Origin of the sequence: Microbacterium barkeri, assembly GCF_027921765.1 — a bacterium.
Classification (GTDB): Bacteria; Actinomycetota; Actinomycetes; order Actinomycetales; family Microbacteriaceae; genus Microbacterium; species Microbacterium barkeri.
In genome coordinates this window covers 1-26,705 of sequence record NZ_BSEJ01000019.1, presented here as the reverse complement: position 1 = coordinate 26,705, position 26,705 = coordinate 1, and the positions used below count along the sequence as shown (strand labels likewise).

Sequence of the window (26,705 nt, the reverse complement as noted above, 5' to 3'; positions counted from 1 at the left end):
ATGGTCCCATGACCGCTCCGCTGCCCCCGCTCGCCGAGATCCTCGCGAGCACGCGCATCGTCTCGCTCCCGCTCGCGACGCGGTTCCGGGGTGTCGACCACCGCGAGGCCGCGCTGTTCGAGGGGCCGGAGGGGTGGGCCGAGTTCTCCCCCTTCCTCGAGTACGACGACGAGGAGGCGAGCACCTGGCTCGCGGCGGCGATCGACTTCGCGTGGAACCCGCAGCCCGCGGCGCATCGATCCTCGATCCCCGTCAACGCGACGGTGCCCGCCGTCGCCGCCGCAGACGTCGCCGCCATCCTCGCCCGCTATGACGGATGCCGCACGGCGAAGGTCAAGGTCGCCGAGCGCGGGCAGACGCTCGACGACGACGTCGCCCGCGTGAGGGCCGCGCGCGAGGCTCTGGGTGTCGAGGCGCGCATCCGCGTCGACGCGAACGGCGGCTGGAACGTCGACGAGGCCGAGCGGGCCCTCCACGCCCTCTCCGAGTTCGACCTCGAGTACGCGGAGCAGCCGTGCGCGAGCGTCGACGAACTCGCCGAGATCCGACGGCGGCTGCATGACTGGGACATCCCGGTCGCGGCCGACGAGAGCGTGCGGAAGGCGGCCGACCCGCTGCGGGTCGCCCGCGCGGGAGCGGCCGACATCCTCGTCGTGAAGGCGCAGCCCCTGGGCGGCACGAGGCGCGCCCTCGACATCGTTCAGGCGGCTGGGCTCCCCGCGGTCGTCTCGAGCGCCCTCGACACGTCGATCGGCCTCGCGCAGGGCGCGGCCCTCGCCGCAGCTCTCCCTGACCTGGCATACGACTGCGGCCTCGGCACGACCGCACTGCTCGCGGCCGACGTCGTCGATCCGCCCCTCGTTCCCTCAGGCGGCGCGATCCCCGTCACCCGGCCGGAGCCGGATCCCTCCCTGCTCGACGCGCACGGGGCATCCGCCGAGCGCGAGCAGTGGTGGCGCGCCCGTATCACCCGCTGCCACGCGCTCCTGACGTAGCGGACGCCAACGGCGACCCGGACCACACACCACCCCACCCAGGTCGCAACTCCCGTCCCCACAGACGCCGATACCGACGGAAACCGCGACCCGAACCACACACCACCCCACCCAGGTCGCAACTCCCGTCCCCACAGACGCCGACACCGACGGAAACCGCGACCCGAACCACACACCACCCCACCCAGGTCGCAACTTCCATCCCCACAGACGCCGATACCGACGCCAACTGCGACCCGGACGACGTCGCGGTCGCTCTGCGGACGAGATCAGCCGAGACGCGGCGAGCGCGGCGGCACCGCCAGCGGCCGCCCGGCCGATGTGACGAAGAGCGGCACCGTGCGGCGCCCGAGCCCGAGCCGGTACTGCAGCTCGCCCTGGGCGAGTGCAGAGTCGAGCACCTCCGAGTGGGGCGCGAACGCGATGCCGCGCTCCGCGGCGAGAAGCCACACCCGCATGAGCGCGCGGCCGGCCTCGAACACCGTCTCCGCGGGCAGGCCGAGCGGCGAGTTGAGGATCCGCGTGAGCGCGGCGCCGGTGCCGAGGTCGAGCTCGTCCGACTCCACGACGAGCACGAAGTGGTCCGCGTCGGCGGCCTCCCCTGCGGCCTGCACCGGCACCTCGAGCAGCACGCGGCGCACGAGGTCGCCGCCGATGCGCGCCACGCGGGCCGCGCCGTCGCGCAGCCGGCGGCGTCGCGTGAACGGCGCGGCGAGTGCCGCGAGGCGCGGCGGCAGGAGGAGCACGCGGTCGCTCAGCCCGTCGAGGCCATAGCGGGGGTGCTGCGGCGACAGCCTCAGCCAGGAGGCGAGCTCCTCCGCGACGCCGGGCCGGGTGAGCGTGTCGGCTGTGCCCAGTGCCGACAGCCGGCGCAGGTCGCCCGCGGCGATGGGCACGAGCCGGATCCACGGCGGCACGACGGCAGACGCGGCCTCGAGGAAGCCGGGCACGCGCCGCACGGCCCCGCGATAGGTGAGCCGCCGATCCAGAGCCGTGCGCTGCACGGGCACCTCGCCACCGAGCGTGAGACGTGCGACCGGGTCGCGGCGCTCGGCGCGGACGATCACCGCGGGGTCCGCGAGGGCCGGCAGGGTCTGCACGTCGAGCGCGCGCCCGCGTGCACGCGCCGCGGCGGCGGCGGCCTCGGTCCACGCGCCGAGCGCGAGCACGGTGTCGCGTCCGGTGGGGTCGCCCACGCGGAGCGTGCGCCCCTCCGCGACGCCCAGCTCGATCGCGTCCGAGCGGATGCGGGCCTCCCACGGCTGCGTGTTGTGCGCGGACGGCGCGCTCGACGCCGCCGCGACGATGTCGCGAAGATCGGTCATGACTCCTCCAGCCGGCGGCGGTAGAAGGCCGTCCCGTGCAGCGGACGGCCGCCGAGCCGCTCGATGGGTCGGGCCGAGGCCGCGTTCTCGCGCCCGATGTACGTCGTCCGCAGGATGCGGTAGCCGCCCTCGCGGAGCCGCTCGGCGACGGCGCGCCAGAGAAGCCCGGCGATGCCCCGCCCCTGGCGCTCGGGCACGACGCCGTGGATGACGAGCACGGCGTCGCGGCCGCGCCCGCCGCGCAGCAGTCGAAGGGCCTCGCGCGGCCCGACGCGGCCGCCGGATCCCCTCAGCACGTCGACCGGGTCGGGCACGACGAGCACGAAGCCGACCGGCTCGCCCGTCCGCGCGTCCTCGGCGAAGAGCCACAGCCCTGGGTCCATGAGCCCGACGAGCCCGCTCGTCGCGTCGCGCATCTGCGCGCGCGAGATCTCGGTGTAGTACGGCAGCTGCGCGAAGGCGGCGTTGACGAGCGTCCGCAGCCAGGCCACGTCGCGCGCGAACCGCACGCGCGACGCGCGCCGGATCCGGATGCCCGCGGCGGCGAGCTCCTCGGCCGACGGGGCGGATGGCGCGGGAGCGGCATCGAGGTCGGCGATCCAGGTGTCGGATGCGTTCCAGACCGCGAAGCCCGCCTCCTCGTACACGCGCGGGACCCAGTCCGGATTCCAGGCCCCGTCGAAGAAGCCGGGCTCGTCGAATCCGCTCGTGATCACCCCGCCGGTCTGGTTCGGCAGCAGCGAGACGGGGCCGATCACCTCGGCGCTGCCGTCGCGCCGCCCGCGATCCGCGATGAGCTCGAGCAGGGCCCGGAGGTCGTCGGGCGTCGCCGCCCAGGTCGCCCCGAAGAGCGTCGCGCGCGTGCCGAGCTTCTCGTCGAGCGCGCGGTCGGCGTGGATCGTCGTGCGCCCCACCGTCTCGTCGCCGCGGCGTGCGAGGAGCAGCTCGGTGCGGCCATCCGCCGCCGCCGACCCGTCGAACCACGCGCGCACCACGTCCTCGAGGAGCGGCACCGCGAGGTGCGCGGGGTCGCCGCGGCGCGACACCGCGAGGAACTCCTGCAGCTGCGCCTCGGTCTCGACCCGCTCGAGGCGCAGCCGCTCCCCATCGTCGCCGCCTGGGCCATCCGCCGGAACGCGGGCCGACGCCTGCTCGGCCGCCGATGCCTGGCGCGCGAGCTCGCCGCGCGAGGAGAAGATCCGGATGAAGCCGCCCGTCGCGTTGACCGTGTCGCGGACGATCCACTGCATGAGGTGGCGATGCTCCGGCATGCGCGCGAAGCGCATCATGTCGTCGCGCGTGCGATAGGTCGCGAGCGTGCCGAGCGTGAACGGCCACTCGGCGTAGACGCCGTGCCACACCGTCCCGGGCATGCGGTGCATCTTCGCGACCATGGGCCACCAGTGTCGGTTCGTGGCGAGCCACGCGAGCGGATGGCGGTAGCGCGTCGCGCCGAGGAACATCGACTCCCCATCGAAGATCGTCCAGCGACGCGGCTCGGGGCGACGGCGCTCCCGTCGCGGACGCCGCACCGGCCCGGCGATCTCGGGCGGCTCCCGGCCGTCGCGCAGCTCGGTGGAGACGGGGTGGAAGCGCTCGTTGTGCGCCATCCCGCTGTCCTCCGCGCGCCACACGCCGTTCGTGTAGCCGCGCGGCTCGGCCACGAGGAGCCGCACGCGCCCGCGGTGCGCGCGGGCGGCGGCCTCGGCGGCCGCGACCGACGAGAACAGGACGAGCTCGGCGCGGATCGACCCGTCACGCAGTCGGCGCCGCCACGTCACGCCGTCGCGGCGGCCCGCCGCGCACCGGCCCTCGGCGATCACGAGAGCGGCCGCGCGGCCCTGCACGGGGGCGCGGGAGAAGTCCTCGGTGAACACGTCAGTCCTTCACGAGATAGACGTTCTTGATCTTGGACTCGCCGCCTGCGAACGGCCCCGTGCCGTGCGCGTGCACCTCGACGCGGATGTCGGCGGTTGTCGGGTCCTCCTCGAGCGACTGCGCGAAGTCGCGCGAGACCGCCTCGAGGTGCGCGACGATCCCGCCCCGCGCAGCCTGCGCGAGCTCGTCGCGCTCCGCCGCATCGAGGGCCGCTCCCTCGCGCAGCTGCACATGCACGAGCGGGCGCTGCTCGTGCGCGCCGATGTCGACGAGCGCGAGCTTGAACGACTCGATCTGCGGCGCGAACCGGTTGTCCCGGTAGAGCCCGTTCTCGATGTCGATCGGATAGAGGTTCGCGCCCATGTACGAGATCGTGGAGTCCTTCCGCCCGAACAGGAAGAGGAACGGCAGGCGCATGCGCTGCACCGCGAACGCCCGGTGGAACGCGCGCTGCAGCTCGGGGTCGAAGGCGAGCGCGTCGAAGACCTCGGGGAGCGAGATGAGCTTCGCCTCGTCGCCGATGTTGTAGCGGAGCTTGGGGCTCATGACGGCGGTCGAGTTGAGCGTGACGACGAGCTCGCCGGCGCCGTTCACCTCGAGGAAGGTCTCGAGCGGGTTGTACTGGAACACCATCGGGATGCGCGTCTCATCGGGCCCGAGCAGCCGCTCGCGCACCCGCTCGTCGGCGTACATCGACCGCCGCAGCCACACCGCGACATCCGACTCCCCGCCCATCCCGATCGTGAGGTCGCTCGCGCCGTATCCCGAGTACACGCGTCCGAAGCAGACCTCGAGGTAGTCGCGCAGGCCCTCCGTCATGGCCTCGCCGCCGACGAACCCGTTCAGCTGGTAGTCGCGCCACGAGAACCACTCCTCGCGGTCGAGCCGGTCGCGGAGGTGCTTGAGGAACGGCGGGTACGCGCTCACGAGATACACGAAGCGCGGTCCGAAGTGGCGGATGGTGTCGACGATCTTGTCGAGGTCGGGACCGGTGTTCTTCACCATGGCGATCTTCGACATCGCATGGCCGGTGTTCGTCCCCGTCGCCCAGGCGCCCATCGAGAACGCGTTGATGCAGAACAGCCGCTTCGAGCCGAACAGGAGCGTCACGTACCCCGCGACGTTGCTGTGGATGGTCTTCAGCTCGTGGCGGCCGCGCATCCAGTTGAACGGCGTGCCCGACGAGCCGGACGACTCGTCGACGACCGTGCCGATCGTGTCGATCTCGCCGTTCCAGCAGCGGTCGTCCTCCGAGTGCGCCGTGACGTAGCCGTGCTTGTCGGTCTCGGGGAAGCTGTCGAGCTGGAACCACCGGAAGCGGAACCCGTGCGCACGGAGGTGGCGCTGATAGGCCGGCACGTCGAGGTTCGCGAGCTGGCACATCATCCACGCGTTGAACCTCGCGAACCGCGCCATCCCGGGCTGGAAGTGCCGCGCCGTCCACCGCCAGACCACCGGATGGATGCGGTACAGCTCGTAGAGGTCGGTGATCGCCTTGGCCGAGAGCCGCAGGAGCGTCTGCCGCAGAGCCGAGCCCGGCCCCTCGAGTCCGGCCGGCCCCGGGCCGCTGTGCCTGCGCCTCACGACGACTCCCCCTCCGTCCGCGCCCGACGCGGACCCCTGGGCAGAAACCTAGCGCCCGGCGGCCCCCGGCTGAAGCACGGTCAGCACCGCTCGATGAGCAGCTGCACGACGCGGCCGACCTCCACGCTGCGCAGCTCGCGCGCGGCGTCCGCGTCGAGGCCCGCGATGGCCGCACGACCCGAGACGTCGCCCCACACGGCGAGGATGATGCGCGCGGCCTCGAGCGAGGTCACACGCAGCTCCAGCCGCTCGTTCTCGACGACCTCCTCGATGAGCTGGACGACCTCGTCGACCATCTCCTGCTCCTGCACCGCGTAGGCGACGGCGAAGTCCCGGTCGCGCATCGCGTGGAGATTGATCTCGTACATGAGGAGCGTGCTCAGCCGGTCGTCGCCGATCACGTCGAGGACCCGGATGATCGCCGCGACGTCGGAGGCCTCGACGCCGATCGTCGCGGCGACGTCGATCTCGGCGACACGCGCCCGCGCCGCGGCCACCCGGTCGCGGGCGACGACCTTCGCGAGCTCGAGGAACATCTCGTCCTTCGTGGCGAAGTTCGAGTAGAACGCGCCGCGGGTGTAGCCCGCCCGCTCGCAGATGCGCTCGACCGACGCCTCGCCGAGCCCCACCTCCGCGAACACCTCGGCAGCCGCCTCCAGCAGCCGCGCGCGCGTGTTCTCGCGGCTCCGCGTCCCGCTCCGCACCTCTTCTGCCACCTCGGCCTCCTCCCGCGGAGCGCGCCATCGGCGCGTCCCGCGCTGTTCACGATCTCACACCCGGGATTCAGCCCGGGATCCTGCTCGGTCGATTACGATACAGTCCTGTATCGGATACAGCGCTGTATCGAAGCCCGCCTGACGTGCCCCCGGAGGCGCCACCGTGTCCACTCTGCTGTTCTCGCTCGGCCGCTGGTCGTTCCGCCACCCCTGGCGCGTCCTCGGCGGCTGGCTGCTCCTCCTCGTCGTCGTGGGGGCAGGCGCCCTCGGCCTGAACCGCGGCTTCGACAACAGCTTCTCGATCCCGGGGACTGAGGGCCAGGAGGGCATCGAGCAGCTGAGCCGCACGTTCCCGCAGGTCTCGGGGACGGCCGCGCAGTTCGTCGTCGTGGCCGCCGATGGCGACCGCATCGACGATGCGGCCTACCGGGAGCCGATCGAGGAGAAGGTCGATGAGCTCGCCGACTTCCCCGGGGTCGAGGCGACGACCTCGCCGTACAGCGAGATGGTCGACGGCCTCGTCTCCGACGACGGCGAGGCCGCGATCGTGCAGGTGCAGTTCACCGGCCAGAGCTCGACGATCTCCGATGAGACGAAGGACGGCTTCGCCGAGGCCGTGCACGAGCTGCGCGGCGAGCTGCCCGACGGCGCGCGCGTCGCGCTCGGCGGCGACCTCTACGCGACCGAGCTCCCCGCCCTCTCGATCGTCGAGGCCGTCGGCGTCGTCATCGCGCTGCTCGTGCTCATCGTGACGTTCCGCTCGTTCGTCCTCGCTGGCCTCCCCCTCGGCATCGCCCTGCTCGGCGTGGGCGTGTCGATGCTCGGCATCGTGGCGTCGACCGCGTTCGCGACCGTGTCGTCGACGACGCCGATGCTCGCCCTCATGCTGGGGCTCGCGGTCGGCATCGACTACGCGCTCTTCATCGCGGCGCGACACCAGGACCAGGTGCGCAGCGGCGTCGACCCCGAGGAGTCCGCCGCCCGGGCCACCGGCACGGCCGGATCGGCGGTGGTCTTCGCGGGCGTCACGGTGCTCATCGCGCTCGTGGGCCTGGGCTTCGCCGGCATCCCCTTCCTCACGACGATGGGCATCGCCGCCGCCGTCGCGGTCGCGGTCGCCGTGCTCATCGCGGTGACGCTCACGCCCGCCTTCCTGGGGCTCGTGAAGGGCCGGGCTGCCGGCCGGCCGCCCCGTGCCCGACGCGCACGGAAGAGCCCGACGGCCCCGGCGGATGGCGCGGAGCCGGCCCGCGACGCAGGCGCGCGCCTCGGGTTCGCGCTGCGCTGGGTGCGCGGAGTCACGCGCCACCCCTGGATCACGACGGTCGCGGTCGTGCTCGGGCTCGGCATCGTCGCCATCCCGTCGGCCCAGCTCGGCCTCGCGCTGCCGAACGCGGGCGTTCTGCCCGAGGACAGCGAGGCGCGGCAGAGCTACGACCTCGTCGGCGAGCACTTCGGCGAGGGGTTCAACGGGCCCCTCATCCTCACCGGCACGATCGTGACGTCGGACGACCCGCTCGGCCTCATGGAGGATCTCGCCGACGAGGTCGAGCAGATCGACGGCGTCGCCCGGGTCGCGCTCGCGACCCCCAACGAGACCGCCGACACGGGCATCGTCCAGATCATCCCCGAGACCGGGCCATCCGACCCCGCGACGAGCGAGCTCGTGCGCGAGCTGCGCGCGCACCACGACGCGTGGCTCGACGAGTACGGCGTCGACCTCGTCGTGACGGGCTTCACGGCGGTCTCGATCGACATCTCCGACCGGCTCGGCGAGGCGCTCCTGCCGTTCGGCGTTTTCGTCGTGGGCCTCTCGTTCGTCCTGCTCATGATCGTCTTCCGCTCGATCTGGGTGCCGCTCAAGGCGACGGCGGGGTACCTGCTGTCGGTCCTCGCCGCCTTCGGCGTCGTCGCCGCCGTCTTCGAGTGGGGCTGGGGCGCCGACCTCCTGCACGTCGCGCGCACGGGCCCCGTGATCGCGTTCATGCCGATCATCGTCATGGGCGTGCTCTTCGGCCTCGCGATGGACTACGAGGTGTTCCTCGTCTCGCGCATGCGCGAGGACTACGTGCACGCCGCGCGGCGACGCGGCCGCACGCGCGAGGTGGCGGTGGGCGCGATCCACACGGGCTTCGCCGCCTCGGCCCGCGTCGTGACGGCCGCCGCGGTCATCATGTTCGCGGTGTTCGCGGCCTTCGTCCCCGAGGGCGACAGCAGCATCAAGCCGATCGCGCTCGCGCTCGCCGTCGGCATCGCCGTCGACGCGTTCCTCATCCGCATGACGCTCGTGCCCGCGGTCCTCGCGCTCCTCGGACGCCACGCCTGGTGGATGCCGGCGTGGCTCGAGCGCGCCCTGCCGCACTTCGACATCGAGGGCGAGGCCGTCGAGCGCGAACGCGAGCTCGCCGACTGGCCGGAGCCCGGCTCGACGGCGGTCGTCGCAGCCGAGGGACTCGTCATCGCCGACGGCGACCGCGCACTCGTGTCCGGCGCCGGTCTGCGCGTCGACCCCGGCGAGGCGCTCGTCGTGACCGCGGACGACCCGGCCCGATCGCGCGCCGTGCTGCTCGCGATCGCCGGCCGCCTGCCGATCGCCGACGGCCGCCTGCGCGTCGCCGGCCATCTCCTGCCCGGACGCGGGGCCTGGGTCCGCGGCCATGTCGGCGTCGCCCTCCTCGACGGCGCAGACGACCCGGCCGCCGACCTGCGCGCCGCGCTCTCCGGCGCGACGCGGCTCGTGGTCGTGGACGGCCTCGACACGCTCTCCCCCGCGACCGGCGACCAGGTCGCCGCGCTCCTGAGGGATGCCGCGCACGCGCAGGACCCGACCGCGCCGCTCACGGTGGTCGCCGCGGCGCGCGACTCCCGGGCGGCCCTCGCCCTCCTCGCCGCCGCGGGCTTCCCCGATGGCGGCACCGCAGACATCCGCACGCCCGACGAGACCCTCGAGGTGACCGCATGACGCCCTTCCGGCCATCCGCAGACCGCAGCCGCGTGCGCTGGCTCGCGGTGATCGGAGCGCTCGCTCTGCCCGCCCTGCTCGGCGGCGTGCTCGTGTCGGCGCTCGACGACCCGACCGCGCGACTCGACAACATGACGGCCGCGATCGTGAACGACGACGACGGCACCGAGATCGACGGTCAGACCGTGCCGCTCGGCCGCCAGCTCGCCGCGGGGCTCGTCGAGGGCTCCGACGACCTCGACAGCAACCTCGACTGGGTGCTCTCGAACGAGGACGACGCCGAGGAGGGCCTCGCGGACGGCACCTACCAGGCCGTCGTGACGATCCCCGCCGAGTTCTCGGCCGCGGCGATGTCGTCGGCGCAGTCGCTCTCGGGCGAGGACGAGAAGCCGGAGCAGGCGCTCATCGAGGTCACGACCGCCCCCGACGCCCGGGTCGTCGACGGCGCGATCACGAGCGAGATCGCCTCGGTCGCGGCATCGACGCTCGGCACGACGCTGTCGGAGTCGACGCTCGAGAACGTCTTCGTCGGCTACACGACGCTCGGCGACCAGCTGGGCGAGGCGGCCGACGGCGCCCACGCGCTCGCCGACGGCGCGACGCAGGCGCAGGACGGGGCGACTCAGCTCGCCGACGGAGCGACGCAGGCGCAGGACGGGGCGATGCAGCTCGCGAACGGAGCAGGTCAGGCGCAGGATGGCGCCGTCCAGCTCGCGAACGGAGCCGGAGCGGCCCGCGACGGCGCGACGCAGCTCGCCGATGGAGCAGGCGCCGCGCAGACCGGCGCGACGCAGCTGGCCGACGGGGCGACGCAGGTCGCGGACGGCATCGGTCAGCTCGGCACGGGCGCCGGCGACCTCGCGAACGGCGCCGACCAGCTCGCGACCGGAGCGACCGACGCCTCGGCCGGCGCGACCCGGCTCGCCGACGGAGCGGGCGCGCTCGCGGACGGGGCGACCCAGCTCGCCGCCGGCATCCGGCAGGCGCAGGACGGCGCCGCGCAGATGCAGACGCAGCTGTCCGACGGGGCGGCGGCCCTCACCGCGAGCGGACTCGTGCCCGACGATCTCCTCGCGGCCGCGAGCGGAGCGGCGCAGGCGACGACCGGCGTCTCCGACGGCCTGGACGCCCTCGTCGCGGGCTGCGCGGCCTCGGGAGCGGCGGCGGAGTACTGCGCGCAGCTGTCGGCGATCGCGGGAGCCGCAGACCAGGCCGAGCAGGCCGCGGCCGGCACCTCGGGCGGCCTGTCGGCGTTCGACGCGCAGGCCACGGCGCAGATCGCGGGGCAGCTGCAGGAGGCAGCGGGCGGCGCGGGCGCTCTCGCCGGCGACGAGGGCCTGGGCGCCCTCGCGACGGGTGCCGACGCGCTCGCGTCGGGCGCGAGCGAGCTGCAGACCGGGGCCGGCGCGCTCGCCGACGGGGTCGCGCAGCTCGCGGGCGGCGCCACGCAGCTGGGCGACGGCGCGCGCCAGCTGCAGGGAGGCGCGGCCCCGCTCGCGGATGGCGCGACGCAGCTCGCCACGGGAGCGACCGACCTGTCGGGCGGCATCGGGCAGCTCGCCGGCGGCGCGACCGACCTGTCGGACGGCATCGCGCAGCTCGCGACGGGCGCGGCCGATCTCGGCAGCGGCATCGGGCAGCTCGAGGACGGCGCGACCGACCTCGGCGGCGGCATCGGGCAGCTCGCCGACGGCGCGACCGACCTCGGCGACGGCATCGGCGAGCTGGGGTCGGGAGCGACCACGCTCGGCGACGGGCTGGATCAGGCGACCGAGGCTCTCCCCTCGTACACCGACGAGGAGGCCGCCGACCTCGCCTCGGCGGTCGCGGACCCGGTCGCCTCGAGCGCGTCCGATCTCGAGCTCTTCGGCGCCTCGGCCATCCCGCTCCTCATCGCGGCCGTGCTGTGGTTCGGCGGTCTCGCGACGTTCCTCGCGCTCCGCCCCGTCGCCGGCCGGACGCTCACCTCGCGCCGCGCATCGGTCCTGCTCGCGGGCGGCGGACTCCTCCCCGCAGCGGGCATCGGCGCCGCGCAGGGCGTGCTCGTCGCGGGCGTCGTGCAGCTCGCGGCGGGCTACGAGGCGTCGACCTTCTGGGCGCTCCTCGGGCTGAGCGCGCTCGCGGGCGTCGCGTTCGCCGCCGTGCACCAGGCGCTCGTCACGATCCTCGGTGGGGCGGGCCGCTGGATCGCGGCCGTGGCCGGAACGCTCGCGATCGCCACGGGCATCGTGTCGACGACCCCTGGCGTGCTCGGCGACCTCGCCGCGGCCCTGCCCACGGCCCCGGCGCACCGCGCCCTGCTCGCGGTCATCGCCGATGCGCCGGGCGCGGGCGCCGCGATCGCCGGGCTCGTCGTCTGGGCGGTGCTGGCGTTCGCGGCGACCTCGATCGCGGTCGCCGCGCGGCGCACGGTGTCGGCGCGCGCCCTGCTCGCAAGCTGAGCCGGACGCCGCGACCCCGGGCGGCGGGGGAGGTCGCCCGGCCCACCCGGCTTCGCCCGACGTCCTTGCCGCGTCCGGCCGCCATCCGCCCGCCTGACCGGCCACTCGCGGCACATGTGCAGGGCGCGACGCATCCGAACACGGATCCGAGGCCGCTATCGTGACCGCATGAACGCCCTGCAGCTGCACACCACCATCCATGCGCGCGGACCGGCCGCGGCCATCCTGCTCTCGGACGAGCAGGTGGCCGCGCTCGGCTCGGTGAAGAACCCGCCTGTCGTCGTGACGATCGGCGACCGAGTCGCACGGCTGCGCATCGCGCGGATGGGCGGCGAGAACATGCTCGGGCTCAGCAAGGCCGCGCGCGCCGAGCTGGGCGTCGAGATCGGCGACGAGGTCGAGGTCGAGATCGCCCTCGACGCGGCAGAGCGCACGGTCGAGGTGCCGCCCGCGCTCGCCGAGGCGCTCGCGGCGGATCCCGCAGCGAAGGCCGCCTTCGACGCGCTCGCGTACTCGCGCCGCAAGGAGATCGCACGGTCGATCGCGGAGGCCAAGCAGGAGGCGACGCGCGAGCGCCGCCTCGAGAAGGCGCTCGCCGAGCTGCGGGGCTGATCGACAGCACGGCGCCCCATCCGGCGAGCGGATGGGGCGCCGTGCGCCGCGCGGATCAGGCGATCGCGACGGCCTCCTCGAGAGCCGGTGCGGGAGCGTCGGTGCGGCGACGCGCGAACCGCTTGAGGAGCACGACCGCGAAGGCCGTGACGACGGTGCCGGCGACAAGCGAGAGCGCGAAGCCCCAGATCGGGTCGATCGCGAACCACACGAACAGGCCGCCGTGCGGGGCGCGCGAGCCGACCGAGAACAGCATCGAGAGCGCGCCCGTGACGGCCCCGCCGAGCATCGAGGCGGGGATGACGCGCAGCGGGTCGGCCGCCGCGAACGGGATCGCCCCCTCCGAGATGAAGGACAGGCCCAGCAGCCACGCGGCCTTGCCGTTCTCGCGCTCGGGCGCGGTGAACGCCTTGGGGGCGAGCACGGTCGACGCGAGCGCCATGCCGAGCGGCGGCACCATGCCGGCGGTCATGACCGCGGCCATGATGAGGTACGGCACGCCGTTGCCCTCGGTCGCCGTTCCCAGGCCCGCGACGGCGAACGCGTACGCGACCTTGTTCACGGGGCCGCCGAGGTCGAAGCACATCATGAGGCCGAGGACGATGCCCACGACGACGATGAGGCCCGACTCCGCGAGCCCGTTGAGCCCGTCGGTCATGGCGCTCATGAGCGCCGCGATCGGCCAGCCGAGGAACAGGATCATGAGGCCCGACGCGAAGATCGAGCCGAGCAGCGGGATGATCACGACGGGCATGAGGCCGCGGAGCCAGCGCGGGACGCTGAGAGAGCCGAGCCACCAGGCCGCGAGCCCGGCGAGCACGCCGCCGACGATGCCGCCGATGAAGCCCGCGCTCATGAGCACGGCGACCGAGCCGGCCACGAAGCCGGGCGCGATGCCCGGGCGGTCGGCGATCGCGAACGCGATGTAGCCCGCGAGCGCTGCGACGAGGAAGCCCATCGAGATGCCGCCGATGGAGAAGAACACGGCGCCCAGGTATTGGAAGAGGCCGCCCTCCGGCAGGTTCCACAGAGCGTTCTCGATCACGATCTGGTTCGCGACCTGATCGATGCGGAACCCGCCGAAGAGGAACCCGAGCGCGATCAGGAGGCCGCCGCCCGCGACGAACGGGATCATGTACGAGACGCCCGTGAGGAGCACGCGCTTGACCTTCGCGCCGAACGACTCCTTCTGCGCCGAGGCGGCGGCGGTCGACGCCGCCGCGCTTCCGCTCACGCGCTCCGCCGCCGGGTCGACCGCGGCTTTCGCGGCCGTCTCGATGAGCTCGGCGGCGTGCTCGATGCCCGCCTTCACCGAGCGCCGCACGACGGGCTTGCCGGCGAAGCGCTCGGGCTCGCGCACGTCGACGTCGACCGCGAAGATCACGGCGTCCGCCTGCGCGATCGTCTCGGCGTCGAAGCGGTCGAAGCCGCTCGAGCCCTGCGGCTCGACCGCGAACTCCACGCCGGCCTTCTTCGCGGCGGCGGCGAGCGCGTCGGCCGCCATGTACGTGTGGGCGATGCCGGTGGCGCACGCGGTGACCGCGACGATCCGCACGGGGCGCCCGTCGATCTGCCGTCCGCCGTCGGCGGGAGCCGCCGGCGTCGGCGCCGCCGCGACCGGCTCCGCGTCGGCAGCTCCGTCGCCCTCGCCGATCGCGTGACGGACGATCGCGACGGCCTCATCGGCGTCCTTCGCGCCGCGCAGCGCGGCGAGGAAGTCCTCGTCCATGAGGTGCCGCGCGAGCGTGGAGAGCACGGCGAGGTGCTCCTCGGCGGCGGTGTCGGGCGCGGCGATCATGAAGACGATGTCGCTCGGGCCGTCGAACGAGCCGAAGTCGACGCCCGGCGAGAGCCGCGCGAAGGCGAGCGAGGCCTGGGTGACGGTCGCGCTCTTGGCGTGCGGGATCGCGATGCCTCCCGGCAAGCCGGTCGCGTCGGTCTCCTCGCGCGCCCACGCGGCGGCGAAGAGCTCCTCGGCGTCGCGGGCGCGGCCCTGCGCGACGAAGCGCGCCGAGAGCGAGCGGAGCACGGCTTCCTTGTCGGCTCCGAGATCCTCGTCGAGGCTGACGAGCTGGGGGGTGATGGTGGACACGGTGCCCTCCTGGATGGGTGCGGTGCGGGATTCGGGTGCGCTCAGTCGAGCGCGCGGACGGGGATGTCGCCGGTCGGGAGATCGGCGGGGGTCGCCAGGCGCGTCCCGGGCAGGGCCGCGGTCGCGGAGCCGTAGCGGACGGCGGTGCGGAGCCGCTCGGCGGGGGCGGCCCCGGCCCGGTCGGCGAGCAGGTAGCCGGCGAGCGAGCTGTCGCCCGCTCCGACGGTGCTGAGCACGTCGACGCCCGCCGGGATGCCGGCGTGCCAGACGCCGTGCGCGTCGACGAGGATCGCGCCGTCGCCGCCGAGCGTCACGAGCGCCGCGCGGACCGTGCCGGGCACGAGCTCCCGCGCGAGGCGCGCCGTGGCGGCGATCGGGTCGGCCTCGACCTCGCGGACGAGACGCGAGTGCAGCGCGGGCCGGTCGACATCCGGCGCCGAGAGGTCGACCGCGAGCTGCACGAGCTCGTCCTCGTTGGGCTTGATGAGGTCGACGGCGCCGATCTCGTCGGCCTGGGCGAGCACGGTCTCGAGCGCGGGCCCGGTCGCGTCGACGGCGATCCGCGGCGGATGCGCGACGCGGGCGCGCACCGCGTGGATGACGGTCGCGTAGAGGTCACCGGGGGCGCCCGCGGGCAGCGAGCCGCACAGGGCGAGCCAGTCGGCGCCGTCCGAGGCCGCGACCACGGCGTCGACGAGCGCGCGGAGCACGTCGTCGCCGAGCGGGGTGCCCGCGAGGTTGATCTTCGTCGTCTCGCCGGCGGCATCCGTCAGCGCGATGTTCGCGCGGGCGTGCGCCGTCGTCGGCACGGCGCGGATGGCCAGGGTCGGGTCGAGCAGCGCCGCGAACGGGTCGTCCGCGGCGAGCGGCAGGACCGCGAGGGTCTCGACCGCGGAGCCGTGGAGCACCCGGGCGACGTTGACGCCCTTGCCCGCGGCGTCCTCCTGCGCGGAGGAGGCCCGGTGCACCTCACCCGGCACGAGGGCGCTGTCCAGCGCGATCGTGCGGTCGAGCGCCGGGTTGGCGGTGAGCGTGACGATCATGCGACCCAGACCTCCGTTCCCGCGTCCTCGAGCGCCGCGGCGAGCGCCGCGTCGGGGGCGCGATCGGTGACGAGCACGTCGAGCTGGTCGAGCCTCGCGAAGCGCTGGAGCGACTCCTCGCCGAACTTCGACGCATCGGCGAGGACGACGACGCGGCGCGCGGCGCGCACGATCGCGCCCTTGACATCGGCCTCGTCGGGGTCGGGGGTGCTCGCGCCGAATGCGGCCGAGAGGCCGTTGACGCCGACGAAGGCGATCTCAGGCCGGAGGGACGAGATCGCCTCGACCGTCCGCGCGCCGACCGCCGCTCCGGTCACGCCGCGGACCCGTCCGCCGATCGCGGAGAGGGCCACCCCCTCGCTCGCGCTCAGGGCGGCGGCGATCGCGACCGAGTGCGTGACCACCTCGACCCGCGCTCCGCCGAACCGGGCGGGAAGCAGATCGGCGAGCGCCGCGGTGGTCGTGCCCGCGTCGATGAGGACGGAGCCCGTGAACCCGGAGGGCAGGGCGTCGAGCGCACGCTGCGCGATCCGCCGCTTGGCGACGCCGTGGCGGCCGACGCGCTCCCTGAGGTCGGTCTCGGCGAGGCTGCCGCGGTCGGCGGGAACCGCGCCGCCGTGGACGCGGCGGAGGACGCCGGCCTCCTCGAGGACGGCGAGGTCGCGGCGCACGGTCTCGGTCGTGACGCCCAGGCGCTCGGCCAGATCGGCGACCGCGACGCGGGCGTCGGCGAGCAGCGCCTGCTCGATGAGCTCTCTGCGCTCCGTTGCGTACATGCGGCATCCTCCTTCGGATTCCCACACAATACAACCGAAACCCACACAAAGCAACAGAGTTATGGATCCCCTGGCAGACCGTCCGCCACACGCGCAATCCCCTGGGACCGCTGAGGCCGCCGACTTAGGCTCTCCGGATGCTGCACCTCCGCCCGATGCTTCCCCGCGGGCGTCAGTACGCGCTCACGTGGTCGGTCGACGACACGTGGGGCGGGATGACCTCCGCGATGCTCCACCGCAGCCGCGCGTTCGTGCGTCTCGCCGACCGGCCGGTGACCGTGCTCACGTTCGATCCGGACCCGGACTACCCGGCCAGGGAGGAGCGTCTGCGGCGCGAGGGCATGATCGTCGACGGGATGACCCTCCTCAATCTGTGGGACTGGCTGCGCGAGAACCCCCTGCCCGGCGGCTCCCTCCGCCCTGACCGGCACCCGTTCACGCCGCTCGCGACCCTGCCGCCGCGTGACGGCGAGCGGCTGTCCGAGCGGCGCCGGGGCGACATCGTCCTCAGCCGCGTGCGCGCATCAGAGGGCGGCGAGATCCTGCAGACCGACCACTTCCGCGCGGACGGCTCGCTGCTCCTCTCGGAGCGCCGCGACGTCGCCGAGCGCGGGACCCCGGGCGGGAAGTCCGTCGTCCTGTGCGACGGCGACGGCCGGCCGGTGCGGTCGTGGGGCCGCATCGCGCGCCTCTACCGCGCGTGGCTCGACGCGCTCACCGAGGACGAGCCGTCGTACCTCGTCGTCGACAGCAAGACCGTCGCACGCTGGGCGATGGACTACCGCCGCCCGCACGCGGTGACCATGCACGTCGTGCACGCGTCGCATCTCGTCGGACGCCGGCGGCCGATGGGGCGCCTGCGGGAGTCGCGGAGGCCCGTGTTCGAGAACCTGGACGCGTTCGACGCCGTCGTGCTCCTCACGCAGCGCCAGCGCGACGACGTCGTGGCCCTGCTCGGCGAGCACGCGTGCCTGGACGTCGTGCCTAACGGCCGCGACCTGCCCGAGGCGCCGCCGCTCGAGGGCCGGCCGCCCGGCGCCGGCATCATGCTCGCGAGCCTGACCCGACGCAAGCGCATCGCGCACGCCATGGCGGCCGTCCGCGCGGCCCGCTCCGCGGGCCTCGACGTCGAGCTCGACGTGTGGGGCGAGGGCGAGGACCGCGCGAGCCTCGCCCCGCTCGCCGACGACGGCATCCGGCTGCGCGGGTACGCGCCCGACGCGGCCGCGCACCTCGAGCGCTCCTCCTTCCTGCTGTCGACGTCGACCTCGGAGGGCTTCCCGCTCGTCCTCATCGAGGCGCTCGCCGCGGGCTGCGTGCCGATCGCGTACGACGTCCCCTACGGGGCGGCCGACATCATCCGCGACGGCGAGAACGGGTTCCTCGTTCCCGCAGGCGACGAGGAGGCGCTGGCCGCCGCGGTCGCGCGGTTCGTCGGAGCGTCAGAGGAGGAGCGGATGCGGATGCGCCGTGCGGCCGTCGAGAGCGCGCAGCGCTTCTCCGACGAGGACGTCACCCGCGCGTGGGGACAGGCGATGCGCCGCGCGCACCGCAGGAAGCACCGCCTGCTCAGGCGGTGACGCGGGCGAACGCGCGCTCCGCGCGGCGCCCCGCCGCGCGCGCGGCACGGTGGGAGGGCCGCTCGACACCGCGGTGGAAGAGCCACCCGACCGCGAGGCTCAGCGGGACGCCCGCGAGAGCGACGAGCGCCCAGTTCTCGTCGCCCCACGCGAACGCGAGCGTCGCGAGGATCGGCGCGTGCACGAGGTAGAGGCTGAACGAGATGTCGCCCAGCCAGCGCAGCGGGCGCGTCTGCAGCACGCGCTCGGCGAGCGGGGAGCACACGGCGAGCAGGATGAGCCCTGCCGCGCCCGCGCCCGCGAGACCCCACAGCGCCTCCCCCAGCGTGCTCGAGGGCGGCACGAGCGGGCGCGTCCACCACGACGCGATGAGCAGCAGCCAGGAGGCGGCGAAGAGCGCGAGCCACAGGATGGGCCGCGGCCGGCGCCGCGCCCACGCGGTGATCTCGTCGAGGCGGACGGCGATGAGGCAGCCGAGCAGGAACGTCGGCAGGTAGACGAGCGCGTCGAGGTCGAAGGGCCGCTCGTCGAGCACCCGGCCGGCGACCATCGCCGCGATGCACGCGACCGCGGCCGGCCAGGCCCAGCGCCGCAGGAGCAGCGCGACGGCCGCGAACACCGGCAGCAGCACGCTGAAGACGATCTCCCAGCGCAGCGACCAGAGCGTGTTCACCGTGTCGTACGTCACGGGCATGAGGGTGGCCTCGTCGAACGCGAGCGCCCAGTCGGGGAAGGTGATATTAGCGTTCACGATCCAGACGTCGGGCGTCACCCGGGAGGAGTCGCGCGGGATGGCCACGACGAGGAGGACGGCGAAGAGGATGGCCGCCCACACGGGCAGGTAGAGGCGCACGAGTCGCGAGACGAAGTAGCCGGGCCACGAGAACCCCGCGCGCAGCGCGGGGAGCGTCACGACGAGGCCCGACAGCACGAAGAACACCTGGACCGCCTCGGTTCCCGCGAACCCCAGCTTGAGGGGCGACTCGGTCGCCGTCTCCCAGATGAGGCGGGCCGTCCCGTCGTCGGCGAACGGCCGGGCGATGAGGCTCGCGTGGTAGAGCACGACGACGAGCGCGGCCGCTCCGCGCACGCCGTCGAGCGCGTGCAGTCGTGCGGGTCGGGGCGCGGCCATCCGATCAGCCTAGGCAACCGAGCGGAGCGCGGTGCTCAGGCTCCTCCCACGCTCAGCTGAGGCCGCTGTACGCGTGCAGCCCCTCGAAGAACATGTTCACGATCGTGAAGTTGAAGATCACGGCGACGAAGCCGACGATCGAGAGCCACGCCGAGCGCGTGCCGCGCCAGCCGCGCGTCGCCCGCGCGTGGATGTAGCCCGCGTAGAGCACCCAGATGATGAAGGTCCAGACTTCCTTCGTGTCGAAGCCCCAGTAGCGCCCCCAGGCGTCGTTCGCCCAGATGGCCCCCGCGATGAGCGTGAACGTCCAGAAGATGAAGCCGATGATCGCGAAGCGGTACGCGAGGCCCTCGAGCGCCTCGGCGCTCGGGATGGTCCGGAGCATGCTGCGGCGCGCAGGCGCCTCGGCCGCCTCGACCGCCATCCGCTCGCGCCGTGCCTGCAGGAGCTGCAGCACCGACAGCGCGAAGGCGAGCGCGAGGAAGGCGGTCGCGAGCGACGCGACGAAGACGTGGATGACGAGCCAGACCGACTTGAGCGGGTCCATGAGCGGCGTGATCTGCACGTAGAACAGCGACGACGAGCCGAGCAGCACCGTCACGAGGCCCGTCATGAACGACCCGAGGAAGCGGAGGTCCTTCCAGAACAGGACGCCGAGGTAGACCGCCGTCATGAGGAGCGTGCCGGTCATCGCGAACTCGTACATGTTCGACCACGGCACGCGCCCCGCCGCGAGGCCGCGCAGGAGCGTCGCGCCGAGGTGGAACACGAAGCCGAGCCACGTGAGCGAGGTGCCGATCCGGCCCCACACGTAGCGCGGGGCCGCCGCGACCACAGGCTCGCTCGCGGCGGGAGACGCGGCGCGGGCGCCGACGCCGACGAGCTGCCGGGCGTCCTTCGCGGCCAGCGACGCCTGCGAGCGGTTCGCGAGGTCGACCGCGTAGGCGATGAACGCGAGGACGTAGAGCGAGATGGCCGTCCAGACGAGTACGACGGAGAAGCTGTCCATCGTCACGGGATCGAGCTGCATGGTGTCCATCCTAGGTTTCGGGGGTCGCGCGCGGTCGGGAGCCGAGCGCGAGGATCAGTCGTCGAGCGCGGCCCGGTGCTTCGCGCGCAGCTGCTCGACCGCGTCGGCGAGCGCGGGATCCTCGCCGCGGGCGAGAGCCGCGTACTCGAGGCGCACGCCGTCTCCGTCGGGCGTGGCCTTGACCCACATCCGGCGCCGGGGCACGAAGAGCGCGACGAGCAGGCCGAGCGTCGCGAGGACCGCGAACACGAGCACGCCGAGCGCCGAGGGATCGTGGTGGATCTGGAGCGACACGAACCGCTTGACCGACTCGGTGTAGCCGAGGGCCGGATCGGTGCCCTCGGGCGTCTCGTCCTCGAACGTGATCGTGCCCATGCCGTTCGGCAGGTCGGCGGTGTCACCCGGTGCCAGCTCGATCGAGTCGACGCCCGTGTCGCCGCCCGTGAGCTGCTCGAGCCCCGTCACGTCGAGGGCGTACACCGAGCGCGGCGTGCCGTCGTCGATGCCGAGGTCGCCCGCGTACACGTTCAGGGTGAGCATGGGGTTGAGCAGGTCGCCGTACGCCGAGGCGAATGCGCCCGTGTCGAGCGGCACCTGAGTCGGGTAGAAGAAGCCCACGAGGCCGAGCTGCTCGGAGAGGCCGTCGGGCACCTTGACGACGCCGGTCGACGTCATCGCGGTGTCCTGCGGCAGGAACGGCACGGAGTCGCGGTACACGACCTCGCCCTCGGGGTTCCGGACGGTGATCGTCGGCGCGTACCCGTTGCCGAGCAGGTAGATCGCGTCGCCCTCGAGCTGGAGAGGGTGGTTGACGCGCACCGCGTCCTCCGACGTCGACCCGTCAGGATGCGTGACCGTGACGTTGGCGGAGAAGTCGCCCGCCTGCCCCGACCCGGGCCCGCCGTACTCCTGGTAGGTGACGTCGAACGAGTCGAGCCGCATCGAGTACGGCGTGAGGGCGGCCTCCGACACGAAGCGGCCGCGGTTCATCGACGAGTAGTCGAGCAGCGAGTTGACGAAGGTCGTGCCCTCGACGACGACGCGCTGGCCCGTGTAGGCGAATCCGCCGCCGATGCCGACCGTGAGGAGCACGCCGACGAGCGACGCGTGGAAGACGAGGTTGCCCGTCTCGCGCAGGTACCCGCGCTCGGCCGACACCGAGAACGCGCCGCGGCCGTCGTAGCGCTCGACCCGATACCCCTGCGCCTTGAGCTGTGCGGCCGCGAGATCGACGGCGTGGGCGGCCTCGGCCTCCGGGTCCTCGGCCGCGATGCGGTCCTCGCGGAAGTCGTCGAGGCGCGCGAGCCGCGCGGGCGTGCGCGGCGGCTTCGTGCGCAGGGCCTTCGCGTGGTGCTTCGTGCGGGGCAGGATGCAGCCGATGAGCGAGACGAAGAGCAGGATGTAGATCGCCGAGAACCAGGCGGACTGGTACACGTCGAACAGCTGCAGCGCGTCGAGCACGGGGAACAGATCCGGGTTGTCGCGCTCCCACTGCGTGACGCCGTTCGGGTTCGCCATGCGCTGCGGGAAGATCGACCCCGGAACGGCCGCGATCGCGAGCAGGAGCAGCAGCACGAGCGCCGTGCGCATGCTCGTGAGCTGACGCCATCCCCACCGCAGCCATCCGACGAAGCCGAGCGCGGGCTGCGCGATCGCCTCGTCGGCGTCGACGTGGTCGGAGGGGCGCAGCGGCTCGCTGCCGTCGCGCTGGGGCGCGGTGCGCTGATCGGTCACGGTGTCCTTCCGGGCGGTCGCGGCGCCCTTCTCGGCGGTCATAGAGGCGGCTCGATCGTGGCGAACAGCACGCCGAGGCGCGACATCACGTCGGTCCACAGGCCCGCCACCATGAGCAGGCCGAGCACGATGAGGAGCACGCCGCCGACGATGTTCACGACGCGGATGTGCCGACGCAGGAACGCGGTCGATCGCGTGACCCAGCCGAAGCCGAGGGCGACGAGGAGGAACGGGATGCCCAGCCCGAGCGAGTAGGCGAGGCCCAGCACCGCGGCGCGCCATCCGTCTCCCTGGATGATCGCGAGCGACATGATCGCCGTGAGGGTCGGGCCGATGCACGGCGCCCACCCGATGCCGAGGGCGATCCCGAGCAGCGGAGCGCCGATGAGGCCGAGGTCGCCCTTGACCTGCGGGCGCGCGATGCGCTGCGCGAACCCGAGGAAGCCGATGAAGACGACGCCCATGAGGATGATGACGACGCCGAGGATGCGGGTGATGAGGTCGCCGTAGAGCAGGCTGAACTGCTGCAGGCCGCTGCCCGCGAGCCCGCCGAGCACGATGAGGGTCACGAACACGAGCGTGAAGCCCGCGATGAACAGGAGCACCCCGCCGACGAGGCGACCGCGCGAGCCGCCCGGCGCGGCGCCATCCGCCGCCCCGCCGCGGGGCGCGACGGCTCCCCCGATGAAGCCGAGATAGCCCGGGATGAGGGGCAGCACGCAGGGCGACACGAACGACACGAGCCCCGCGAGCATCGCGATCGGGATCGCGAGCCACAGGGCCCCGCCGAAGACGACGGCGTCGAGGCTCACGATGCCGCGCCCGCGGCGGTCATGCCGACTCCGCGAGCGTGTCGGCCACGAGCGTCGAGAGGATGGACGCGCCCTCGAGCTGGCCGATGAGGACCGCGGCGACGCGCCCCTCGGTGTCGAGGACGAGCGTCGTGGGCGTCGCCTGGATCGAGGTCGCGCCGGCGAAGGCGAGCTTCGCGCTGCCGTCGTTGACGTCGATGATGCTCGGGTACGTCACGCCCCACCGCTCGGCGAACGAGCGCGCGGTGTCGGCCTGGTCGTAGGTGTTCACGCCGACGAACGACACGTTCTCGCCCTGGTACTCCTGCCACACCGACTCGAGGTCGGCGGCCTCGGCCCGGCAGGGGCCGCACGCGGCGTACCAGAAGTTCACGACGGTGACATCGCCCGCGGTGTCGTCGCTCGAGAGCTCGTCGCCCTCCTCCGTGACCCCCGACCACTTCACGGGCTCGCCGCGCTCCTCGACGGGGATCTCCTTCACCCGGAAGTCGCTCGCGATGTAGCCCTTGTCGTCGCCGTCGAGGTAGGCCTGCGTCACGGGGTCCGCGGAGCACGCGGCCAGACCGGCGATGAGCGTCGCGACGGCGAGCGCGGCGGCCGCTCTCGCGCCCCGGCGGATGCGGGGAGACAGGCTCGGGACGGCAGGCGTGCGCACGGCTCCCATCCTACGTTCCCGTGTTCGAGGTGCCTGGGTCGATGCTGTATGGCCGGGGCGGTGGCTTCGGGGGCAAGGCTCGGCGAGCCTTGCCCCCGAAATGCGGCGATCGGGCGCCGGTTCGCCGCGAAGCGCGGCAGGCGGGTCAGACCGCGGCGCCCGCCCCCACGCGGCGCAGCTTGGCCATGGGCGCGAGCTCGCCGGGGAAGACGCGCTTGATGCCGTCGCCGAGGGCGGGCTCGATGTCGCGGATGCCGGCGACGAGGGCCGCGAGCTCGGTCGGCTCGATCGAGGCGGCGTGGTCCGAGCCCCACATGCCGCGATCGAGCGTGATGTGGCGCTCGACGGCGGCCGCGCCCAGCGCGACGGCGGCGAACGAGATCGCGAGGCCGCGCTCGTGCCCCGAGTATCCGACCGGGACGCCGGCGAAGCGGTCCTTCAGCGTCGGGATCATGCGGAGGTTCGCCTCCTCCGCCGGCATCGGATACGTCGACGTCGCGTGCAGGAGGACGAGGTTCTCCGTGCCGAGGAGGTCGACCGCGCGGTCGATCTGCTCCATGGTCGACATGCCCGTGGAGAGGATGATCGGCTTGCCCGTCTCGCGCAGCGCCGCGAGGAGCCCGTCGTCGGTGAGGCTCGCTGATGCGACCTTGTGCGCGACGACGTCGAGGTCCTCGAGGAACGCGACCGAGGGCTCGTCCCACGGCGACGCGAACCAGTCGACGCCGCGCTCGGCGGCGTGCGCGCCGATCTCGAGGTACTCGTCGCGGCCGAACTCGACCCGGTAGCGGTACTCGAGGTACGTCATGGTGCCCCACGGCGTCTCGCGCGGCACGTCGCGCATGTGCTCGGGCGTGGAGATCTCCGGGGTGCGCTTCTGGAACTTGACCGCGTCCGCGCCGGCGGCCGCGGCGACGTCGATGAGCTCCTTGGCGATCTCGACCGAGCCGTTGTGGTTCAGGCCGATCTCGGCGATGACGTAGGTGGGGTGCGCATCGCCCAGCGTGCGAGTGCCGATCGTGACCGTCATGAGTGCTCCTCCGGTTGTGACGAGGACGGGATGGACGCGCGGAGCGCAGCGCCCGCGCGCTCGGGCACGAGGCCCGTGCGGGAGCGCAGGACGCGCTCGGCCAGTTCGCGGACGGCGCCGTCGCCGCCCGCTCGGTGCAGGACGACGCGGGCGATCGCGAGCACGTCGGGATGGGAGCGCGGAACCGCGACGGGCCAGCCGACGATCCGCAGGCACGGCAGGTCGTTCACGTCGTTGCCCAGGTACGCGACATCCGCGAGCGCGACGCCCTGGGCATCCGCCCACTCGCGCAGAGCCGCCGCCTTGTCGTCGAGCCCCTGGCGCACGTCGACGCGGAGCTTGCGGGCGCGCGCGGCGACGACGCCGTTCGTCTCGGTGGAGAGGATGAGGAAGGGGATGCCGGCCCTGCGCAGAAGCGAGACGCCCATCCCGTCGGAGCGGCTCACGCGGACGAACTCGCGCCCGTCGGCGTCGACGAAGGCGGTGTCGTCGGTGTGGACTCCGTCGAAGTCGGTCACGACCGCTCGGGCGTCGATCGCCTCTCGCCTCAGACCGCTCACGTGACCTCCGTCAGCGGGCGTCTCCCGCTGACCTTCTACGGTCAGCGCACTGCGTGAACGCGAGGGGTCCGGAAGGTGCCCGCGAGGCGACGGCGGGGTGAAGGATGGCGCGGTGCCGGTCTCAGACGGCCCCGACGTCGACCGCGCCCGCGGTCGACGCGGGCTCGACGTAGTCGATCTCGCGCCAGACGTCGCCCTTGCGCTCGAACGAGGTCACGCTCGAGAGGGCGCACCGGCGCGTGCGGGGATCGTGCCGCAGCGGCAGGCCCGCGACGGAGAGGTGCGTGATCCAGATCGGCGCCTGGTGCGTCACGATGACGACGTCGCCGCCGTCGGCGGCGTCCCACGCGTCGTCGAGGGCCGCGTGCATGCGATCGACGACCTCGCGGTACGGCTCGCCCCAGCTCGGCCGCGACGGGCGGCGCAGGTGCCACCAGTTCTGCGGGATGAAGACGGCGCGGCTCATGCGCTTCCCCGCGAACGCGTTCCACGGCTCGATGACGCGCTCGTCGGCGCGCGGCTCGAGCTCGAACAGCGCCGTGAACGGCTCGGCCGACTCGCGCGTGCGCTCGAGCGGAGAGCACACGAGCTCGGCGAGCGGGCGATCGAGCGAGCGCACGTAGTCGGCCGCTGCCCTGGCCATCCGCCGCCCGTCCTCGCTCAGGCGGAATCCGGGCATGCGCTCGTACAGCACGCGCCGCGGATTGAAGACCTCGCCGTGGCGGACGAGATGGAGGCGTTCGGCGGGCACAGGCCCAGTCTACGAACGCTCAGTCGGCCGCGGGCGCCTCGCGCTCGCCGCGCGGAGCGACGGCACCGGCCGCCCGCTGGCGACGCTGCGCCCGGATGCGGACGACGACGAACCAGACGACCGCGGCCGCGACGCCCACGATGACGACGTTCTGGACGATGTCCATGTACTGCTCGACGATGTGCCACCCGCTGCCGAGATACCAGCCGACGAGGATGAAGACGGTGTTCCAGATGACGCTCCCTGCGGCCGTGAGCAGCGCGAAGCGCCACACGGGCATCCGCACGACGCCGGCCGGGATCGAGATGAGGCTCCGGAAGATCGGGACGAACCGGCCGAGGAAGACGGCCTTGCCGCCGTGCCGGTGGAACCAGGCCACCGTCCGGTCGATGTCCTCTCCCGAGACGAGCGGCAGGCGCTCGGCGATGCGGCGCAGGCGGTCGACGCCGAACCAGACGCCGATGCCGTAGAGGAGGAGCGCGCCGACGACGGACCCGACCGTCGTCCAGAGGATCGCCTCCCACAGCGCGAATGCGCCGCGATGGGCGGCGAGGCCCGCCATGGGGAGGATGGCCTCGCTCGGCAGCGGCGGGAAGAGGTTCTCGGCGGCGATCGCGACGCCGGCGCCGTAGGGGCCGATGACGTCCATGAGCCCCACGACCGCATCCACGAGAGTGGAGAGCCAGGATCCTCCGTCGGCGGCGGCCGTGATCTCGGTCGTCGTCATGTCGGTGCGGCCTTTCCGTCGGCGCGGGCGGTGGGGTCGGGCTCGACGCTATCGACGGCGCATCCGGGTTCCCTGTGCGAAGGGCCGGGATCGCCTGTGCGCTCGTCGCGCGCGGTTCGGCATCTGCGGGGTTGTCAGCATCTGAGGTGTTGGGTGAGTTTGGTGTGGAGTCGGGTGCGGGAGGTGGGTGCTGGTCGGTGGCGGTGGTGTCGGTCGATCCAGTTGGGGGCGGCGATGTAGGGCACGCCGTGGTGCATGTGGATGTTCCAG

At 73.4% G+C, this 26,705-nt stretch carries 21 protein-coding genes; 5 read left to right on the top strand and 16 right to left on the bottom strand.

Annotated features, from left to right (window positions below):
- Positions 1 to 8: 8 nt before the first annotated feature.
- On the top strand, positions 9 to 995 hold the full coding sequence (locus PKE79_RS15260; RefSeq protein WP_271174565.1) for an o-succinylbenzoate synthase: 987 nt from the start codon (positions 9 to 11) through the stop codon (positions 993 to 995).
- Positions 996 to 1,264: 269 nt separating this feature from the next.
- Here PKE79_RS15260 and PKE79_RS15255 read toward each other — a convergent pair whose 3' ends face one another.
- The 4 genes from PKE79_RS15255 to PKE79_RS15240 form a co-directional block, all read right to left on the bottom strand.
- On the bottom strand, positions 1,265 to 2,320 hold the full coding sequence (locus PKE79_RS15255; protein WP_271174564.1) for a hypothetical protein: 1,056 nt from the start codon (positions 2,318 to 2,320) through the stop codon (positions 1,265 to 1,267).
- On the bottom strand, positions 2,317 to 4,197 hold the full coding sequence (locus PKE79_RS15250) for a GNAT family N-acetyltransferase (RefSeq protein ID WP_271174563.1): 1,881 nt from the start codon (positions 4,195 to 4,197) through the stop codon (positions 2,317 to 2,319). The genes PKE79_RS15255 and PKE79_RS15250 overlap by 4 nt, the downstream gene beginning before the upstream one ends.
- 1 nt (position 4,198) lies before the next feature.
- The gene (locus tag PKE79_RS15245) at positions 4,199 to 5,782 is read right to left on the bottom strand and encodes a phenylacetate--CoA ligase family protein (RefSeq protein ID WP_271174562.1); all 1,584 of its coding nucleotides are present in this window, start codon (positions 5,780 to 5,782) and stop codon (positions 4,199 to 4,201) included.
- Positions 5,783 to 5,862: 80 nt separating this feature from the next.
- Positions 5,863 to 6,498, bottom strand: a complete 636-nt coding sequence (locus tag PKE79_RS15240) for a TetR/AcrR family transcriptional regulator (RefSeq protein WP_271174561.1) — start codon at positions 6,496 to 6,498, stop codon at positions 5,863 to 5,865.
- Positions 6,499 to 6,661: 163 nt separating this feature from the next.
- On the opposite strand from PKE79_RS15240, the gene PKE79_RS15235 reads away from it, so the two are divergent.
- From PKE79_RS15235 to PKE79_RS15225, 3 genes are all read left to right on the top strand, one after another.
- On the top strand, positions 6,662 to 9,460 hold the full coding sequence (locus PKE79_RS15235; RefSeq protein WP_271174560.1) for an MMPL family transporter: 2,799 nt from the start codon (positions 6,662 to 6,664) through the stop codon (positions 9,458 to 9,460).
- Positions 9,457 to 11,901, top strand: coding sequence for a YhgE/Pip domain-containing protein (locus PKE79_RS15230; protein WP_271174559.1), 2,445 nt, complete (start codon positions 9,457 to 9,459; stop codon positions 11,899 to 11,901). The genes PKE79_RS15235 and PKE79_RS15230 overlap by 4 nt, the downstream gene beginning before the upstream one ends.
- A gap of 168 nt (positions 11,902 to 12,069) precedes the next feature.
- Positions 12,070 to 12,513, top strand: coding sequence for a DUF1905 domain-containing protein (locus PKE79_RS15225; protein ID WP_271174558.1), 444 nt, complete (start codon positions 12,070 to 12,072; stop codon positions 12,511 to 12,513).
- Between the two features lie 55 nt (positions 12,514 to 12,568).
- Here the strand turns inward: PKE79_RS15225 and PKE79_RS15220 are convergent, their stop codons facing one another.
- From PKE79_RS15220 to PKE79_RS15210, 3 genes are read right to left on the bottom strand one after another with little or no spacing between them, the layout of a single operon-like run.
- A complete protein-coding gene (locus tag PKE79_RS15220; RefSeq protein ID WP_271174557.1) occupies positions 12,569 to 14,605 on the bottom strand; it encodes a PTS fructose transporter subunit IIABC in 2,037 nt (678 codons plus the stop codon).
- 41 nt (positions 14,606 to 14,646) lie between these two features.
- On the bottom strand, positions 14,647 to 15,648 hold the full coding sequence (locus tag PKE79_RS15215) for a 1-phosphofructokinase family hexose kinase (protein WP_271174556.1): 1,002 nt from the start codon (positions 15,646 to 15,648) through the stop codon (positions 14,647 to 14,649).
- Positions 15,645 to 16,424 (bottom strand): DeoR/GlpR family DNA-binding transcription regulator, encoded by a 780-nt coding sequence (locus PKE79_RS15210; protein WP_271174555.1) that lies wholly within the window; start codon positions 16,422 to 16,424, stop codon positions 15,645 to 15,647. Before PKE79_RS15210 ends, PKE79_RS15215 begins: the two co-directional genes overlap by 4 nt.
- A 137-nt stretch (positions 16,425 to 16,561) precedes the next feature.
- On the opposite strand from PKE79_RS15210, the gene PKE79_RS15205 reads away from it, so the two are divergent.
- Complete coding sequence (locus tag PKE79_RS15205) at positions 16,562 to 18,004, top strand: glycosyltransferase (RefSeq protein ID WP_271174554.1); 1,443 nt, start codon at positions 16,562 to 16,564, stop codon at positions 18,002 to 18,004.
- Here PKE79_RS15205 and PKE79_RS15200 read toward each other — a convergent pair.
- From PKE79_RS15200 to PKE79_RS15160, 9 genes are all read right to left on the bottom strand, one after another.
- The gene (locus tag PKE79_RS15200; protein WP_271174553.1) at positions 17,994 to 19,136 is read right to left on the bottom strand and encodes an acyltransferase family protein; all 1,143 of its coding nucleotides are present in this window, start codon (positions 19,134 to 19,136) and stop codon (positions 17,994 to 17,996) included. The genes PKE79_RS15205 and PKE79_RS15200 overlap by 11 nt on opposite strands.
- 52 nt (positions 19,137 to 19,188) lie before the next feature.
- Positions 19,189 to 20,166 carry a c-type cytochrome biogenesis protein CcsB gene (gene ccsB, locus PKE79_RS15195; protein WP_374727745.1) on the bottom strand — a complete coding sequence of 326 codons (978 nt, stop codon included), beginning with the start codon at positions 20,164 to 20,166 and terminating at the stop codon, positions 19,189 to 19,191.
- Between the two features lie 54 nt (positions 20,167 to 20,220).
- On the bottom strand, positions 20,221 to 21,942 hold the full coding sequence (gene resB / locus PKE79_RS15190) for a cytochrome c biogenesis protein ResB (protein WP_271174551.1): 1,722 nt from the start codon (positions 21,940 to 21,942) through the stop codon (positions 20,221 to 20,223).
- On the bottom strand, positions 21,939 to 22,712 hold the full coding sequence (locus tag PKE79_RS15185; RefSeq protein ID WP_271174550.1) for a cytochrome c biogenesis CcdA family protein: 774 nt from the start codon (positions 22,710 to 22,712) through the stop codon (positions 21,939 to 21,941). Before PKE79_RS15185 ends, resB begins: the two co-directional genes overlap by 4 nt.
- A 19-nt stretch (positions 22,713 to 22,731) precedes the next feature.
- Complete coding sequence (locus PKE79_RS15180) at positions 22,732 to 23,367, bottom strand: TlpA family protein disulfide reductase (protein WP_271174549.1); 636 nt, start codon at positions 23,365 to 23,367, stop codon at positions 22,732 to 22,734.
- 145 nt (positions 23,368 to 23,512) lie between these two features.
- Complete coding sequence (locus PKE79_RS15175) at positions 23,513 to 24,397, bottom strand: N-acetylneuraminate synthase family protein (RefSeq protein ID WP_271174548.1); 885 nt, start codon at positions 24,395 to 24,397, stop codon at positions 23,513 to 23,515.
- The gene (locus PKE79_RS15170) at positions 24,394 to 24,957 is read right to left on the bottom strand and encodes a KdsC family phosphatase (protein WP_374727746.1); all 564 of its coding nucleotides are present in this window, start codon (positions 24,955 to 24,957) and stop codon (positions 24,394 to 24,396) included. The genes PKE79_RS15175 and PKE79_RS15170 overlap by 4 nt, the downstream gene beginning before the upstream one ends.
- Before the next feature lie 121 nt (positions 24,958 to 25,078).
- Positions 25,079 to 25,708: a histidine phosphatase family protein gene (locus PKE79_RS15165; protein WP_271174547.1), complete on the bottom strand. Its 630-nt coding sequence runs from the start codon at positions 25,706 to 25,708 to the stop codon at positions 25,079 to 25,081.
- 19 nt (positions 25,709 to 25,727) lie between these two features.
- Positions 25,728 to 26,435 (bottom strand): DedA family protein, encoded by a 708-nt coding sequence (locus tag PKE79_RS15160; protein ID WP_271174546.1) that lies wholly within the window; start codon positions 26,433 to 26,435, stop codon positions 25,728 to 25,730.
- Positions 26,436 to 26,705: the final 270 nt, after the last annotated feature.